Annotated in this window: 11 protein-coding genes; 2 read left to right on the top strand and 9 right to left on the bottom strand. The window is 72.3% G+C overall.

Annotated features, from left to right (window positions below):
- The first annotated feature begins 230 nt into the window (after positions 1-230).
- Positions 231-2,390: a fructose-specific PTS transporter subunit EIIC gene (locus tag QF035_RS31710; RefSeq protein WP_307523861.1), complete on the top strand. Its 2,160-nt coding sequence runs from the start codon at positions 231-233 to the stop codon at positions 2,388-2,390.
- 157 nt (positions 2,391-2,547) lie between these two features.
- On the opposite strand, the gene QF035_RS31705 is transcribed toward QF035_RS31710, so the two are convergent.
- The 7 genes from QF035_RS31705 to QF035_RS31675 form a co-directional block, all read right to left on the bottom strand.
- Positions 2,548-3,525, bottom strand: coding sequence for a cation diffusion facilitator family transporter (locus tag QF035_RS31705; protein WP_307523860.1), 978 nt, complete (start codon positions 3,523-3,525; stop codon positions 2,548-2,550).
- 190 nt (positions 3,526-3,715) lie between these two features.
- Positions 3,716-4,867 carry a mannose-6-phosphate isomerase, class I gene (manA, locus tag QF035_RS31700; protein ID WP_307523859.1) on the bottom strand — a complete coding sequence of 384 codons (1,152 nt, stop codon included), beginning with the start codon at positions 4,865-4,867 and terminating at the stop codon, positions 3,716-3,718.
- A gap of 64 nt (positions 4,868-4,931) precedes the next feature.
- Positions 4,932-6,059 carry an SIS domain-containing protein gene (locus QF035_RS31695; RefSeq protein ID WP_307523858.1) on the bottom strand — a complete coding sequence of 376 codons (1,128 nt, stop codon included), beginning with the start codon at positions 6,057-6,059 and terminating at the stop codon, positions 4,932-4,934.
- 94 nt (positions 6,060-6,153) lie between these two features.
- On the bottom strand, positions 6,154-6,324 hold the full coding sequence (locus QF035_RS31690) for a Trm112 family protein (protein WP_079053628.1): 171 nt from the start codon (positions 6,322-6,324) through the stop codon (positions 6,154-6,156).
- Positions 6,325-6,533: 209 nt separating this feature from the next.
- Positions 6,534-7,898, bottom strand: coding sequence for a phosphomannomutase/phosphoglucomutase (locus tag QF035_RS31685; RefSeq protein WP_307523857.1), 1,365 nt, complete (start codon positions 7,896-7,898; stop codon positions 6,534-6,536).
- Between the two features lie 116 nt (positions 7,899-8,014).
- Positions 8,015-9,631 (bottom strand): L-lactate permease, encoded by a 1,617-nt coding sequence (locus QF035_RS31680; RefSeq protein ID WP_307523856.1) that lies wholly within the window; start codon positions 9,629-9,631, stop codon positions 8,015-8,017.
- 166 nt (positions 9,632-9,797) lie between these two features.
- Positions 9,798-10,220 carry a DUF3499 domain-containing protein gene (locus QF035_RS31675; RefSeq protein ID WP_307523855.1) on the bottom strand — a complete coding sequence of 141 codons (423 nt, stop codon included), beginning with the start codon at positions 10,218-10,220 and terminating at the stop codon, positions 9,798-9,800.
- Between the two features lie 365 nt (positions 10,221-10,585).
- Between QF035_RS31675 and QF035_RS31670 the strand changes: the two genes are divergently transcribed.
- Positions 10,586-11,038, top strand: coding sequence for a metallopeptidase family protein (locus tag QF035_RS31670; protein WP_307531585.1), 453 nt, complete (start codon positions 10,586-10,588; stop codon positions 11,036-11,038).
- A gap of 26 nt (positions 11,039-11,064) precedes the next feature.
- Here the strand turns inward: QF035_RS31670 and QF035_RS31665 are convergent, their stop codons facing one another.
- Positions 11,065-12,582: a DUF5719 family protein gene (locus QF035_RS31665; protein WP_307523854.1), complete on the bottom strand. Its 1,518-nt coding sequence runs from the start codon at positions 12,580-12,582 to the stop codon at positions 11,065-11,067.
- Entirely contained in the window at positions 12,579-16,244 is a 3,666-nt protein-coding gene (locus QF035_RS31660; protein WP_307523853.1) for a glycosyltransferase family 2 protein, read from the bottom strand. The genes QF035_RS31665 and QF035_RS31660 overlap by 4 nt, the downstream gene beginning before the upstream one ends.
- Positions 16,245-16,316 lie beyond the last annotated feature (72 nt).

Below are 16,316 nucleotides of genomic sequence, written 5' to 3'. Positions count from 1 at the left end.
TTACGAATCTACACCGATCGGCTCAGCGAACCCCAGTCCGCCTCCGGACAGAAAGAAGCGGACTCCGAGCCTCCGCCGGGCCGGGATCAGGGGCCAACAAGCCTGGACAATCCGGGACTTTTGAACTTTTGGTCCTGTGCAGGGGTCTGTTGCAGGATGCCGGGGATCGGGACCATGTGCACCAGCTCGCGGATCGCGATCCCCCACAACAAAGGCGTTAGGAGATCGACGTGACCAGTCCGGCCGGCCTTCCCCCCACGGGCGGCGGCAGCAGCGGCGAGCGGCAGCGGTTGAAGCTGCTCGCGGTGACCGCCTGCCCGACCGGCATTGCCCACACCTACATGGCGGCCGAGAAGCTCTCGCAGGCGGCGGAGCAGCTCGGCGTCGACATCAAGGTGGAGACCCAGGGCTCGATCGGGGCCGAAAACGTACTCGCTGACAACGATGTCAGAACCGCGGACGGCGTGATCATCGCCGCCGACAAGGATGTGGACCTGAGCCGGTTCGCCGGGAAGCGGGTGGTGACGGTCGGCGTCGCCGAGGGAATCCACCACCCCGAGCGGCTGATCGAGCAGGTACGGACCGCGCCCGTGCACAGCGGGGTTGGAGGCGGGACCAGTACGTCCTCGTCCGCCGGCAGTGGCGGAGGCGGAGGCGGCAAGGAGCGGAGCGTCGGGTACAAGGCGCTGATGAACGGCGTCAGCTACATGATCCCGTTCGTCGTGGTCGGCGGGCTGCTGATCGCGATCTCGCTGTCGCTCGGCGGGCACACCGATCCGTCCGGTGGCCTGGTCATCCCGAAGGGCTCCTTCTGGATGGACGTCAACAACATCGGCGTCATCGGGTTCCAGCTGATGGTGCCGATCCTGTCCGGTTATATCGCGTACGCGATCGGGGACCGGCCCGCGCTGGTACCGGGCATGGTCGGCGGGTGGATCGCCAACACCGGTTCGCTGTACGACTCCGAGGCGGGCGCGGGCTTCATCGGGGCGATCGTGACCGGGTTCCTCGCCGGCTATCTGGTGCTGTGGATCAAGAAGGTCGAGGTCCCGAAGTTCGTCCGGCCGATCATGCCGATCATCGTGATCCCGATCGTGGCGACGACGGCGCTCGGGCTGTTCTTCATCTACGTGATCGGCAAGCCCATCTCCTGGGTCTTCGAGCATCTGACGGACTGGCTCGGCGGGATGACCGGGACCAGCGCGGTGCTGCTCGGCGCGATCCTGGGGCTGATGATCGCGTTCGACATGGGCGGGCCGGTCAACAAGACGGCGTTCCTGTTCGGTGCGGGGCTCATCGCGACCGGCAACCAGGAGGTCATGGGCATGTGCGCGGCCGCGATCCCGGTGATGCCGCTCGGGCAGGGGCTCGCCACGCTGATCCGGAAGCGGCTCTACACCGAGCAGGAGCGCGAGACGGGTCTCGCCTCGCTGTTCATGGGGCTGTTCGGGATATCCGAGGGCGCCATTCCGTTCGCCGCCGCACGGCCGGCGCAGGTCATCCCCGCCAACATGCTGGGCGGCGCGGTGGCCGGTGCGCTCGCGGGTCTGGCCGGGGTCGAGGACGCGGTGCCGCACGGCGGGCCGATCGTGGCGGTGCTGGGCGCCGTCAGCGGCGTACCCATGTTCTTCGTGGCCGTGGTGATCGGGACCGTGGTGACGGCCCTGACGACGGTCGCGCTCATCGATGTCAGTGAGCGCAGGCGGCGGGGCCGGTCGATGGTCGACGGGCTCGCGCCGCAGCCCGAACTCGCCCTCGCGGGCGCGGGCGTGGGCGTGGGCACCGGCGGCGGGACGGCCACCGCGCACGCTCCCGCCCAGCGGACGTCATCGGCTCCGGCATCCACCGGCTCCGCGGCCGACGCCTCCCGCGACACGTCCGCAGACCGATCCGCCGACGCGTCCGAGGATGCGTCCGCCGGTGCCTCGGAGGACGAAGTCCTCTCCGGGTATCTCACCGCCCAGACCGTCAAGGTCCGGCTCGATTCCGGTGACAAGGAGTCCGCGATCCGGGAGATGGCCGGACTGCTGGCCGCCACCGGGAAGGTCACGGACGTCGAGGAGTTGGTGGCGGCGGCTCTGCGACGCGAGGAGCAGGGCACGACCGGGCTCGGCGAGGAGATCGCCATCCCGCATGCCAAGACCGATGCCGTGACGGCGCCCGTCGTCGGGTTCGCGCGGTCCGCGGAGGGCGTCGAGTGGGGTTCGCTCGACGGTACGAAGGCGAAGCTGGTCTTCATGATCTCCGTGCCCGAGGCCGCCGCCGGGGACGAGCATCTGCGGATCCTGGCGCTGCTGTCCCGGAAGTTGATGGACACCGGGTTCCGGGAGCGGCTGACGACGGCTCCCGACGAGGCTGCGGTTCTCGACGTGCTGCGCGAGATCCGCTAGCCGCGCAAGGGACGCGGACCGGCGCTCACGGCCTGGGTGTTGGGGCCGTTGGGGCAACTTGTACGTCGAAGGGCCCGCCGAGCGATCCGGCGGGCCCTTCGACGTGCGAGGAAGGCTCCGTACGGGGAAGGGGACGCGCCCTTCCCCGTACGGGAAGTCAGTGTTCGGCGGTGGGTACCGGGCCGCCGGGGGCGGCCTCGGGGTCCGCGCCCTTCGCGGCCTCGGTCTCGCTGTAGATGTCGGGTTCGAGGTAGATGACGCGGGCGATCGGGACGGCCTCGCGGATGCGGGACTCGGCGGCGTCGATCGCGGCGGCGACCTCGGTGGCCGTCTCGTCGTGCCGGACGGCGATCTTGGCCGCGACCAGCAGTTCCTCGGGGCCGAGGTGGAGCGTACGCATGTGGATGATGGCGGGGACCGTGTCGCCGTCGACGAGCGCGGCCTCGATCTTCCTGACGTCCTCGACGCCGGCGGCCTCGCCCAGGAGCAGCGACTTGGTCTCGGCGGCCAGGACGATCGCGATGGCGATCAACAGGATGCCGATGCAGAGGGTGCCGATGCCGTCCCAGACGCCGTCGCCCGTGCCCAGGGCCAGGCCCACGCCGATGAGCGCGAGGACCAGACCGACGAGCGCGCCGAGGTCCTCAAGGAGCACGACCGGCAGCTCGGGGGCCTTGGCGTGGCGCACGAACTCCTTCCAGGACTGCTTACCGCGGATCGTGTTGGACTCCTTGATGGCGGTCCGGAAGGAGAAGGTCTCGGCGATGATGGCGAAGACGAGGACGCCCACCGGCCAGTACCAGTGGGTGATCTCGTGCGGGTGCTTGATCTTCTCGTAGCCCTCGTAGATCGCGAACATGCCGCCGACCGAGAAGAGGACGATCGAGACGAGGAAGGCGTAGATGTACCGCTCGCGGCCGTAGCCGAAGGGGTGTTGCGGGGTCGCCTCGCGCTGGGCCTTCTTGCCGCCGAGGAGCAGCAGGCCCTGGTTGCCCGAGTCGGCGAGCGAGTGCACGGATTCGGCGAGCATCGACGACGAACCGCTGAAGAGGAACGCCACGAACTTCGCTACCGCGATCGCGAGGTTCGCGGCGAGTGCCGCCACGATCGCTTTGGTGCCGCCTGACGCGCTCATGTGTTCCCGATGTCCCTTCGTCTGCCATCTCGGCCGGCCGTCTGCCCGCTCGGCTGCCGTCCCGGGCTTTGCCCGCCCTTTGCGGTGGGCCATTGTTGCAGCCCGGGCCGACATCGGTGCGCCGGGTCACCACAGTGACCGTTTCAGGCCACTGGGACGGTCGCCAGGACTCGGGCCGCGTCGCCGGGGCTCAGGCGATGACGGTGGCCCGGAAGACCGTGCCGTCGCCGGACACTTCCGCCTTTTCGCCGGCCGGTACGAAGACGGACCGGCCGGGGCCGAGCGCGTGCTCGCCCGCCTGTACGGAACCCGCGGTGCACAGCAGGATCTGCGGGGTGCCGAGGGTGAGGTCGTGGACCGGGGCGCCCGCCACGAGGGCGTAACGGGAGAGGCGGAACTCGTCGATGGGGGTCTCGTAGACCTCCTCGCCGTCGGGGGACGCCTCGGGGCGCAGTACGCCCGGGTCGCTCGCCTCGAAGCGGACGATCCGCAGGAGTTCGGGGACGTCGACGTGCTTGGGGGTGAGGCCGCAGCGCAGGACGTTGTCGGAGTTGGCCATGATCTCGACGCCGAGGCCGTTCAGATACGCGTGCGGCACGCCGGCGCCGAGGAACAGGGCCTCGCCGGGCTGCAGTCGGACGTGGTTGAGCAGCATCGCGGCGATGACACCGGGGTCGCCCGGGTAGTGGTGCGCCAGATCGGCGTACGGGGCGTGGGCGCCGCCGAGCCGGGCGCAGGCCGCGGCCGCCTCGGTGACCGTGGCGGCCATCTGCTCGCGGTCCGCGGACAGCACGGCCGTCAACACCTCGCGCAGCGCGGCCTCTTCGGGGTGGGCGTGCAGCAGGTCGACGTACGGCTTGAGGGAGTCGACCTCCAGGGCCGCGAGCAGGTCGGCGGCCTCGGACGGCGTCCGGAATCCGCACAGGCCGTCGAACTCCGTGAGCGCGCAGATCAGTTCGGGCTTGTGGTTGGCGTCCTTGTAGTTGCGGTGCGGGGCGTCGATCGGGACGCCTCGGCGCTCCTCGTCCTCGTACCCCTCCTTGGCCTGGGCGAGGTCGGGGTGCACCTGGAGGGAGAGGGGGGCGCCCGCGGCGAGAAGCTTGAGGAGGAACGGCAGGCGTGGGCCGAACTTGGCGACGGCCGCCGCGCCGAGCTCCTTCTCCGGAGCCTCGTCGATCACTTCGGTGAGCGGGCCGCGGAGGGTGCGCGAGGGCGCGCCGGGGTGGGCGCCCATCCACATCTCGGCCTGCGGCTCGCCGGTCGGCTCGACGCCCAGGAGGTGCGGGATGGCCGTGGTGGAGCCCCAGGCGTAGGGGCGGATCGTGTTGTCGAGGCGGTCCATGCTCTGTTTTCTTCTCCGTACGTACGCTGCTCAGCGGGCGCTGGTCACCAGGCGTGGCTCAAGGTCAGGCTCCCGAGGCGAGCGCCAGGTAAACGGCGGCGAAATCCGTGATGGCGATCAGCTCGGCGAGGGTCTCCAGATCGCCGCCGTCCTCCGGTTCGAGTTCGCTGATCGGTGTGTCGTGGCTGAGGGCCAGTTCACGGGCCGCGGGGGCGGCGCTGAGGCCGCCGGTCGGGCGGTCGCGGAGGAGGACCACGCGCGCGTGCATGACCTGGGCCTCCTCGACGCGGTCGCGGAAGAAGTCGTCCGGGTCCGCTCCGGCGGCCAGCGCGCCCGAGAGCAGCACGCTGTGAGCGTCGAGCGCCTCGGGCAGCTCAGCGGCGAGCGCGGGGCGGCCCGCCAGCTCGGCCAGCGCGCCGACGAAACGGCGGCCGGCCGGACCGGCGGACGTGCCCTCGGTCCAGATCACCGGGAGCGCCTCGGCCAGCTCGGCCGCGAGGGTCTTGGCGGGGTTGCTGTACGTCGCGATGGCTGGGCCGCAGCGCTCCGCGATCTGGTCGAGCCGGTCGGCGACCTTGTGCAGGGCTTCGGGCGGCGCGGTGACCAGACCGGTGCGGTCCAGGAGCGCGAGCAGCGGTGTGAGCAGGGCCCAGAGCACTCCGGGGGCGGACGCGGCGGAGGGCGCCCCCGGCTCGTACGGGGCGGTCGCCATCTGTACGAAGAGGCCGTGGGCTCCGTCCACCGCCTCGGTCAGCGGGGAGCGGGCGGGGGCCACGGCGGCGACCGTGCAGCCGCGGCGGTAGGCCTGCTCGACCAGGAGCGAGAGGCCGGGCTCGCTGCCGTCCGGGGTGGCGATCAGGAGCAGGTCGACGGGGCCCGCCCAGCCGGGCAGCTCCCAGCGGAGTGCGCCCGCGGCCGGGGCCACGCCGGTGGGGGCCAGGCGGATGACGGGGCAGCCCGCCCCGGCCAGGGTGCCGAGCAGATCCGCGGCGCTGATCGCGGCGGCGCCGGGGCCCGCGATCAGGACGGCTCGCGGGCGGCCGTCCGGCTTGAGATCTGGGATGCCCGCCTCGGCCGCGTGCCGGGCCGCCGTGCGGACTCGGGCGCCCGCTTCGGCGGCGCCGCGGAGCAGACCGCGGCGGTCCGCCTCCGCGAGGGCCTCGGGGGCGTCGAGCAGCGATTCGTCGAGCATGGGCGGCAGCCTCCGGTCGCCGGTTCTTCCTTGGGGCTCGGCCTTGCGGGTCGCCTGGGCGGCGGGCCCTGTGCGGGTCGCCTTGGCGGCGGCCTCATGCGGGGCGGCGGGCCTCGTCCACGAGGAGGACCGGGATGTCGTCCCGGACGGGGTAGGCCAGGCCGCAGTCCTGGCCGGTGCAGATCAGCTCGGTTTCCTGCTCCTTGAGGGGGGCGTGGCACGCCGGGCAGGCGAGGATCTCCAGGAGGCCGGCTTCGAGCGGCATGTCGGGTCCCTTCGGGGGCGGGGTTGTGCGGGTGATGTGGCCTGGTCAGGGTACCGCTGCGGGTGGCTGGGCGTCGGGAGAGTTCGCCCCCGCCGCCCTTACCCTTCCCATCCCGGGGGCTGCCGCCCCCGGACCCCCGCTCATCGGCCTGAACGGCCTCGTCCTCAAACGCCGGACGGGCTGAAAGTGTCGGCCCGGGCTGCGATGCCTCAGCCTCTGATGATCGCCAATGCCTCGTCCCGTACCTTCGCCATCACCGTCTCGTCCCGTGCCTCCGCGTTCAGGCGGAGGAGGGGTTCCGTGTTGGACGGGCGGACGTTGAACCACCAGTCGGCGGCGGAGACGGTGAGGCCGTCGAGTTCGTCGAGGGTGATGCCCTCGCGGCCCCCGTAGGCGGCCTTGATGGCGGCGAGGCGGCCGGCCTGGTCGTCGACCGTGGAGTTGATCTCGCCGGAGCCGGCATAGCGGTCGTACTGGTCGACGAGGGCGGAGAGCGTGCCTTTCTGGCCTCCGAGGGCGGCGAGGACGTGGAGGGCGGCGAGCATGCCCGTGTCCGCGTTCCAGAAGTCCTTGAAGTAGTAGTGCGCGGAGTGCTCGCCGCCGAAGATCGCGCCGGAGGTGGCCATCTCGGCCTTGATGAAGGAGTGGCCCACGCGCGTGCGTACCGGCGTGCCGCCGTTCTCCCGGACGACCTCCGGGACCGACCAGGACGTGATCAGGTTGTGGATGACCGTGCCCTTGCCGCCGTGCCTGGCCAGCTCGCGGGCGGCGACCAGGGCCGTGATCGCGGACGGGGAGACCGGCTCGCCCCGCTCGTCGACGACGAAGCAGCGGTCGGCGTCGCCGTCGAAGGCGATGCCGAGGTCGGCGTCCTCCTCGCGGACGCGCTTCTGGAGGTCGACGATGTTCGCCGGGTCCAGCGGGTTCGCCTCATGGTTCGGGAACGTGCCGTCCAGCTCGAAGTACATCGGGACGAGGGTCAGGGGCAGCCCGGCGAAGACGGTCGGGACCGTGTGCCCGCCCATGCCGTTGCCCGCGTCGACCACGACCTTCAGGGGGCGGATGGAGGTCAGGTCGACGAGGCCGCGCAGGTGCGCCGAGTAGTCCTCCAGCGTGTCCCGCCGGGTGATCGTGCCCGGTGTCGCGTCCGACGTGGGGGCGCCGGAGTCCATCCAGGACTCGACCAGTTCGCGGATCTCCGAGAGGCCGGTGTCCTGGCCGACCGGGGCGGCGCCCGGGCGGCACATCTTGATGCCGTTGTACTGCGCCGGGTTGTGCGAGGCGGTGAACATCGCGCCCGCGAGGCCGAACGCCCCCGACGCGTAGTACAGCTGGTCCGTCGAGCACAGCCCGATCTCGGTCACGTCGACGCCGCGCGCCGCCGCCCCGCGTGCGAAGGCCCTCGACAGACCGGGGGACGAGGGGCGCATGTCGTGCCCGGTCACGATCGCGTCGGCGCCCGTGACCTGCACGAAGGCCGCGCCGAACAGCTCGGCCAGCGTCTCGTCCCACTGGTCCGGGACCACCCCGCGTACGTCGTACGCCTTAACGAGCTGCGACAGATCAGCGGTCACGGCCAGCCTTCCTTGAGTCCTCAACGGTGGCCCCAAACTACCCGTACGCACTGACACTCGGCCGTGCGGGACCCGGGAGGGCACACACGGACATCACGCACGGACCTCGCACGGGCTTACGGAAGCATCCATTCCAGGACGGGCGAGCTCTGTCCGACGACTATCAGGCACATGACCAGCAGAAGTCCGAGGCTCCATGGGAGCACCTTGCGCAGCAGGTCTCCCTCGCGGCCGGCGAGGCCGACCGCCGCGCAGGCGATGGTGAGGTTCTGCGGCGAGATCATCTTGCCGAGGACGCCTCCGGAGCTGTTGGCGGCCGCGAGGAGCTCCGGGGAGAGCCCCGACTCGCGGGCCGCGGTCACCTGAAGGGCGCCGAAGAGCGCGTTGGCGGAGGTGTCCGATCCGGAGACCGCCACGCCGAACCAGCCCAGGACCGGTGACAGGAAGGCGAGTCCCGCGCCGGCCGCCGCCACGAAGTGGCCGATCGTGGCCGCCTGTCCGGAGAGGTTCATGACGTAGGCGAGCGCCAGGACGGACGTCACGGTGAGGATCGCGAACCTCAACTCGTGGACGGTGGCGGCCCATTCCCTGACCGCCACGCGCGCGTGCACCCCGAGTACGACGGCCGTGCACATCCCGGCGAGCAGTACGAGCGTGCCGCCGGTGGACACGATGGGCCAGGTGAAGACGTTGCCTCCGACGGGGTCGCCGTCCGCGTTCGCGACGTTCAGGAACGGCCAGTCGAAGGTGCGGGTCGCCTTCGCCAACTGGTCCTTCACCACCGGGATCTGGGCGATGGAGAAGATCACGACGATCAGCGCGTACGGCGCGTACGCCCGCAGCACCTCGGGGCGCGGGTCCTCCTCGTCCAGGTCCTCACTGCGTACGCCCGTCAGGACCGCGGCCCGTACGGGCTCGGCGGCGGGCTTGCGCGCCTGCGGCACCGCCATCAGGGCGCCCGCGCCGGCCAGGGCGGCCCCGATGTCGGCGAGTTGGGCGGAGACGTAGTTGGAGGCGGCGAACTGGGCGACGGCGAAGGCGAATCCGCACGCCACGGCCGGGATCCAGGTCTCGCGCAGACCGCGTCGCCCGTCCACCAGGAAGACGAGCACCAGGGGCACCACCAGGGCGAGCAGCGGAGTCTGACGGCCCACTACGGAGGCGACGGAATCCAGTGGCAGGCCCGTGACTTGAGCCAGTGTCACGACCGGTGTGCCCATCGCGCCGAAGGCGACGGGCGCGGTGTTGGCGACCAGCGCGACCACCGCGGCGCGCACCGGGTCGAAGCCGAGCGCGACCAGCATGACCGAGCAGATCGCGACGGGCGCGCCGAAGCCCGCGAGGGCCTCCAGGAGCGCGCCGAAGCAGAACGCGACGACGAGCGCCTGGATGCGCGGGTCGTCGGAGAGTCGCCCGAACGAGCGGCGCAGGATGTCGAAGTGCCGGGTGCGGACGGTCATCCGGTACACCCAGAGGGCGTTGACGACGATCCACAGGATGGGGAAGAGGCCGAACACGGCTCCCTGGGCGGCGCTGGAGAGCGTCTGGCCGACGGGCATGCCGTACGCGAGCCAGGCGACCAGGGCGGCGGCCGCGAGGCCGCTGAGACCCGCCAGGTGCGCCTTCATCCGGACGCCGCCGAGCAGGACGAGGACGATGACGAGGGGCAGAGTCGCGACGAGTGCGGACAGGCCGAGCGAGTCGGCCACGGGCTCGAGTTCCTGGACGTACACGAAGCCTCCCCGGATTCCGCGATGCGGAAAACGATTTCTCACGGGTGGGGGAATGGTCGTGTCCGCGACAAGCGCGCGTCAATGGTCGTGCGTCATTGAGTGAAACGTGCACCGAATGTGCACGGGGTGAAGTCCCGTTCGCGGGACGGGGGTTCGGGAAGGTGGTTCAGGAGTCCGGCGAGCGCAGCACCCGGAGGTGGCCGCGGCGGGCGACCTCCATCGGGTCCGCATCGCGGGCGTTGCCGACGCCCCCCTGCGCGGCGCGCTGCTGCGGACGGGCCGCCTCGCGCACGGCGTTGGCGAGCGCCTCCAGGTCGTCACCGCTGGGGCGGGAGGGAGCGGAGGCGTCGGCGAGCCGGACGACCTCCCAGCCGCGCGGGGCGGTGAGGCGCTCGGAGTGCTCGGCGCACAGGTCGTAACAGTGGGGTTCGGCGTAGGTGGCGAGCGGGCCGAGGACCGCGGTCGAGTCGGCGTAGACGTACGTCAGCGTCGCGACGGCGGGACGGCCGCAAGCGGTGCGCGAACAGCGACGTACAGGGCTCACGATGTTGGACGGTACCGCACTCTTGAGCGGGCCGCGACGACTCACCCCCGGGTCACTCCACCGCGTCGTGGTGTGACCCCTGACACAAGTGGTTCCTGGCGCGCCTTGTTGACCTGCGGGTACGGGTGTTGGCGAAATTTCGGACGGGTCCAGGAGTGATCCCGAGTTGGTGCGAAAGCTGTCAATTGCCGTTATTTCTGTGGTCCTAGAGGCATATGGAAACGAGCCCAACCTTGGCTGGAATGGTCATCAAGTGGCATACGCGGTTGGTGAGTCGCTGCCGGTTGTGGGCGCTGGTCGCGCGGTGCGGCGGGAGCCGTGGGACGCCCCGGCGCCGCTCCCCCGAGGGGGTGACCGTCGGTGGACACGTGCAGGCGGGAGAAGGGTCTGGGGACTACTCTTCGTCAGTGATGGACAACCCCGTACCGCCCCGTGCCGCCGAGCCCAGGCCCCGTCGTCGTGATCGACACGGGCGGGGGATGCGTGGCCCAGTGGCGCCGCCGCAGGTACCCCTCTCGGCGCCTCGGGCCGAGGTGTTCGCGGATCTGGTGCAGGACTCCGTGGAGCGGCTGGAGCGGCGCTGGCCGCAGCTCGCCGACATCGAGTTCCTGGTGCTGGAGGTGCCCCGGCTCGACCCGGCGCGTGACGAGGGCTGGGCCGACGAGACGGTTCCCCTGGGCGGCACGATCCCGGCGCACGAGGGCCGGCCCGGCCGAGTCGTCGTCTACCGCCGCCCGGTCGAGATCCGCACCAAGGGGCGCGACGAGCGGGCCGCGCTCGTGCACGAGGTCGTGGTGGAGCAGGTCGCCGAGCTGCTGGGCCTGACTCCGGAGACGGTGGATCCCCGGTACGGGGAGGACTGACCGCGCCCCCGGAGGCGTGCGGCGTCCTACTTCTGCAGCACCGAGAGGTCCTGTGCCGCGTCCGGTACCTCCACCGTTCCCCGGTCGTCCGGCAGCGTCTGCGTCGTGAACATCGGTACGCCGCCACTGGCCGCTTCGAGCATCCGCGCCGCGTAGACGGGACCGCCGGACTGCGGCTCGACAGTGAGGGCGTACGTGCCCTTGAGGCCGCTGGGGACGGGCAGCTCGACGTTCTGGGTGGTGCCGCCCTTGATCGTGTACGTCTTCGACGCGGCCGTGCCGCCGCCGCTTCCCGCAGAGGCCGTGACCTTGACCTTCGCGGCACGGCCGGGGGCCACCAGGGAGAGCGTGGAGCCCTTGGAGCGGTTGTCGGCGGCCGTCGCGCGCGTCTCCACCGGGCCGGTCGCCGGGATGAACGCCGTCTCCTGCTTGTCGCCCTTGCCGCGTGTGACCTTGAGGGCGGCGACGACCGGGGTGGGCCGTCCGGTCGGCGTCAGCATCAGGGATCCCGCCTCGCCGCGCGTGACGTCACCGAGGTCGATGGCGGCGGTCATGCCTGCCTTGACGTGCAGCGTCTCGTTTCCGGCGGGGGTGATCGGCCCGTTCGGAGAGGCGAGCCGCACCTTCAGGTCCGCGTCGGCGTCACCGGGCGCGAAGGCGACCAGCCGTACGGATGTGGCGTCCTTCGGGATGCCCGGCAGGACGAGGCTGCCCGCGGGGTCGGTGGAGGGGCCCAGCCAGTCGCCGCCGAGCTTGTCGTCGATGGCCTGGACGGCGGCGGCGACCCGGCCGCTGCGGACCGTGACGTGCACGGTGAGGTTGGTCTGCGGCTCGTCGATGAGCGTGGACAGCAGCACCGCCTCGCTGGAGTGCGGCGGGATCTGGATGCCCTCCCCCACCGTCGACTTGAGGGCGCCGTCCTTGCCGTACAGCTCGATGTCGGCGACGGCGGCCGAGTCGTCCGGGTTGGTCAGGTGCGCGTAGTCCGTGCGCTCCTTGGCGGTGCTGGCGCCCGGGAACCAGAACTCCGTGTCCGGAGCGGTGCAGTTGGTACCGAGCAGGCCGCGGCCGCTGCCCGCCGGGATCTCCGTCGTCTGCTGGACGGTCCAGCCGGGCGCGAACCTGCCCTCGGCGGTGCCGACGAGCGCGGGCGACTCGGCGCCGGAGGCCTCGCCGGTGACCGGCTTGCCCGGCTCCTTCGGCCTCAGGACGGCCTTCTCCTCGCCGCCCTTGCCGTCGTCCTTCTTGTCGCCCTTGTCCGCGTCGGTCTTGCCGTCGGCCGACTCCTCGCCCGCCGCCGTGAGTTCGGCCGCGCCGTCGTCACCGGTGACCTCCGCGACGGGGGTGAAGGACGTGTACGCGGTCTCCGCGAGGTCCGAGGTGCTGGGAGCCGGGCAGAGCAGGCTGGTGCGCTCCACGGGCAGCTGGGCGGCCGCCTTCGCCGTGTCCGAGCCGGTGGTGTCCGGCTCGGACATCGAGGCGAATCCGGTGACGGCGGCGAGCGCGGTCACGCCGGCGATCAGGGACACGGTGGTGCGGTTCACTGCTGGCTCCCGTCGGGGCGCTCACTGTCGGTGCCGTGCGGCGGCTGCTGGTGCTGGTCCGGGTCGTACGCCGGGTCGTAGCCCTGGGAGTACGTCTGCGACGGGTCGTACGCCGCGTTCCCCGTGCCGTAGGACGCGTACGGGTCGTACTGGCCCGTCTGGTACGGGTCCGCCGGATACTGCTGCTGGTCGTAGGTGCCCGCCGGGTACTGCGGGGCGCCCTGGTACTGCTGCTCGCCGCCGTAGGTGCCGTACTCGGCGCCCGCGTACGTCGTCGTGTCCCAATCGCCGTAGGTCTGCTGCTGCGGGACCTGGGCGGGGACGGGGGCCTCCTCCGAAGGAGGAGGTGGGGCGGACGGGGCGTCCGGGGTGAACTGGTCGGGCTGGTCCGCCTGTTCGGCCTCCGCCTGGGCGCGCAGCCTGCGGGCCCTGCGGCCCTCGCCGGAGACGGCCTGGGCGGGGACGACGGGCTCCTCGGGGAGGTCGTCGTCGACGTCACGGCGGCGGCCGGGCAGGGCGAGCACCACGAGGACGACGGCGAGCGCGCCCTGCGCCCACAGCCAGCCGGTGTGGCTCATCGGGGCCTCGAAGGTGACGTCCAGCCGGCCAGCGGTGGCGGGCAGTTCGAAACCCTGCGCCCAGCCGTCGACCGTGGTCCTGGTGAGCGGCTTGCCGTCGAGGGTGGCCGTCCAGCCCTCGTCGGCGGTGTCGGCGAGGCGCAGGACGCGGCCGTCAGCACCGGCGGGGATCTCGGTGTGCAGTTCGACGGGCCCTGCGGCGATGGGCTGCGGGTCGCCGGAGTCGGGGACGATGGCCGCGCGCGCGACCTGCCGGTCGACGCGCCACAGGGCGCTGCCGTCCTGCTGGCTCAGCCGGCTCAGGCCGGGGGTCGCGTCCAGGACGCGGCTGACCTCGCGGGGCGCGCCGCCGCGCACGAGGACGTACCGCACGGCGAAGCCGCCGAGCTGGTCGGCCTGGTCGGCGCCGGAGCCCGCCACGAGGTTCGCGACGACCTTGTCGAGCGGCTTGTTCTCGCCGTCCGCCGCGGCCAGTTCGGCGTCGCCGAGGCGGGCGCCGGAGCCCCGGACGAGCATGTAGCCGACCTCGGCCGGCGAGGCGCTGTTCAGGACGAGGGTGCGGGCCTGGTCGCGGGTGCCGCTCTCCTCGGCGACGAACGCGGGCACCTGGACGGGATCGCGGCGCTCCAGGGGTCCGTCCGCGCCGCGGATCATCCACCCGGCGGCGACGAGCAGGGGTCCCGCGGCCGCGGCGAACGCGATGAGCACGGCAAGCGGCTGACGCCAGCCGAAGCTCTGCTCGGCCACGCGCGAGCGGGCGCCGTCGGCACCGAGCGCGGCGGCGGCGAGGAAGGCGAGGCCGTAGACGAGGGTGGCGGGTCCGGCCCAGGTGGAGCTGTTGGACAGGACGGCGAAAACGAGCGCCACCAGGCCGGCCGCCCAGGCGGTCCAGATTCCCAACTGACGCTCCGTACGCACCAGCGCGGCCACTGCGGCGCACACGATGCCGATCAGCATCAGCCCGCTGACGGTCCCGGGGCCGCCCGGGCTGCCGCCCAGCAGGTCGAGCGCGGAGGCCGCCCCCGGCCCGTACTCCATGCCGGCCTGCTGGAAGAAGCCGAACGGCAGCAGCGTCAGCGACCAGGGGGCGAGGACGAGCAGCGGGGTGCCGAGCTGCGCCAGGAAGCGCGGCCCATAGGCGGTGATCTCGCCGCGGCGCACGACCAGCAGGGCGAGGCCCAGCACGAGCGCGATGGGCCACACGATCGGCGTGAAGGCGGTGGCGAGGGTCAGCAGCAGCGCGAACGCCCAGGTGGCGCGCCAGCTGCCACGGGCGGTCTCCGAGGCGAGGCCGCTGGCCGCGACGCCCGCGCGCGCGATGAGGGGCAGCAGCACGGCGAGTACGGCCGTGCCGATGCGGCCGCCCGCGAGCGCGCCGGTGGCGGCGGGCAGGAAGGCGTACGCCACGGACGCCCAGGCGCGCAGCAGGCGCGACTGGACGAGCGGGCGGGAGGCGAAGTAGGCGGTGAAGCCGGCCAGCGGCACCGAACCGACCAGCAGCACGGTGACGGCGAGCCCGGTGGAGCCGAACAGCAGGCTCGCGAGCATCGCGACGAGCGCGAGATACGGCGGCGCTGACTGGGTGCCGCCGGCGCCGACCGGATGCCAGGCGTCCAGATAGCGCGACCACAGCTCGGAGGAGTCGGCCGGGGCGGGCAGCAGCGCCCCGCCCGAGAGCGCACCGCCGCCGAGGAGCTCACGGCAGGCGACGAGCGAGACGAGGAGAAGGGCCACGAAGAGCATCGGTCCCGGCTTGCGGGCGACGCGCTTGAGGCGGGCGAACTGCTCGACCTCCAGGAAGTCGGCGTCGTCGCCGCCGGGTCCGGACTCGACGGCGCTGCCGTGTCGTCCTGCCGCGTTCAGCTCCGGGTCGGAGCTGCCCGCGAGGTTGCCCGCGGCCTGTTCGATGGTGGCCCGCACGGTCGCGCCGGGTGGCGGGAACAGCGGGCGCAGTTCGCCCTTGTCGACCTGGGGGCGGCCGCGCCTGCGTCGGCCCGCGAGGATGCGCTCCGGGCGCAGCAGTGTCCCCAGGAGGCCGCGGATCTCGTCGACCGCCTGTCCGGGGACCTTGCCCACGAGGTACGCGACCGTGCGCAGCAGCGTGCCGACGACGAGCCGTACGAGGATCCAGGGGAGCGCCGCGCTGCGGCTGTTGACGAGGAGGGTGTAGACGGCGCCGGCCTTGTCGACCTTGTGCGGGGAGGCGGAGGTGCGGCCCACGCAGTCGACGGTGCGCCGCTCGCGGGAGGACGCCTCGGCGTGCCGCACGACCGCTTCCGGGGCGACGAGGACACGGTGGCCCGCGGCCTGGGCGCGCCAGCACAGGTCGATGTCGTCGCGCATCAGGGGCAGCCGGCGGTCGAAACCGCCGAGCTCTTCGAAGACGTCGCGGCGGATCAGCATGCCGGCGGTGGACACGGCGAGCACGGGCCTGACGTGGTCGTGCTGGCCCTGGTCCTGCTCACGCCGGTCGAGGCCGGTCCAGCGGCGGCCGCTGTGCGCGATGGTGACGCCGACTTCCAGGAGCTGTCTGCGGTCGTACCAGCCGCGGAGCTTGGGGCCGACGATCGCGACGTCCTTGCCGAGCTCCCGTTCGTTCTCCACGACCCGCAGCAGCTGGGCCAGGGCGTCGGCTTCGGGGGCGCAGTCGTCGTGCAGGAGCCACAGCCACTGCTCGGGCTCGCCGTGGGGCAGTTCCGGCATGTCGTACGCGTCGTCGCGCCAGGTGCGGGTGACCGGGTCCCAGCCGCTGGGGCGCTTGAGGTACGGCAGGTCGTCCGGGGTCAGCACGCCGGCCGTGCGGGCGGCCTCCTCGACGGCCTGGCCGAAGCCGGTGCGCCGGGCGAGGTGCAGCACCCGGTCGGCGCCGAGGGCGTCGGTGACCAGCCGGGCGGAGTCGTCCGCGCTGCCGGTGTCGGCCGCCACGGCGTTCTGTACGGGGCGTTCCTGGCCGAGCAGCCCGGCGAGGGCGTCGGGGAGCCAGCGGGCACCGTCGTGCGAGACGATCACGGCGGTGACCACGTGCCGTGGGAACTCGGGCGTGGCAGCGTCGTACTGACCTGCCGAATGGCTGTGCGCGGACATCGAGGTACGGGCCCCGGTTCGATGGACTGCGGTGGACGCCTGTGCCCCCAGAGGACAGCGGGGCGTCTCGGA

The organism is Streptomyces umbrinus, from assembly GCF_030817415.1.
Classification (GTDB): domain Bacteria; phylum Actinomycetota; class Actinomycetes; order Streptomycetales; family Streptomycetaceae; genus Streptomyces; species Streptomyces umbrinus_A.
Note: the sequence above shows the minus strand (reverse complement) of the source record. Positions and strands in the feature narration are given on the sequence as shown.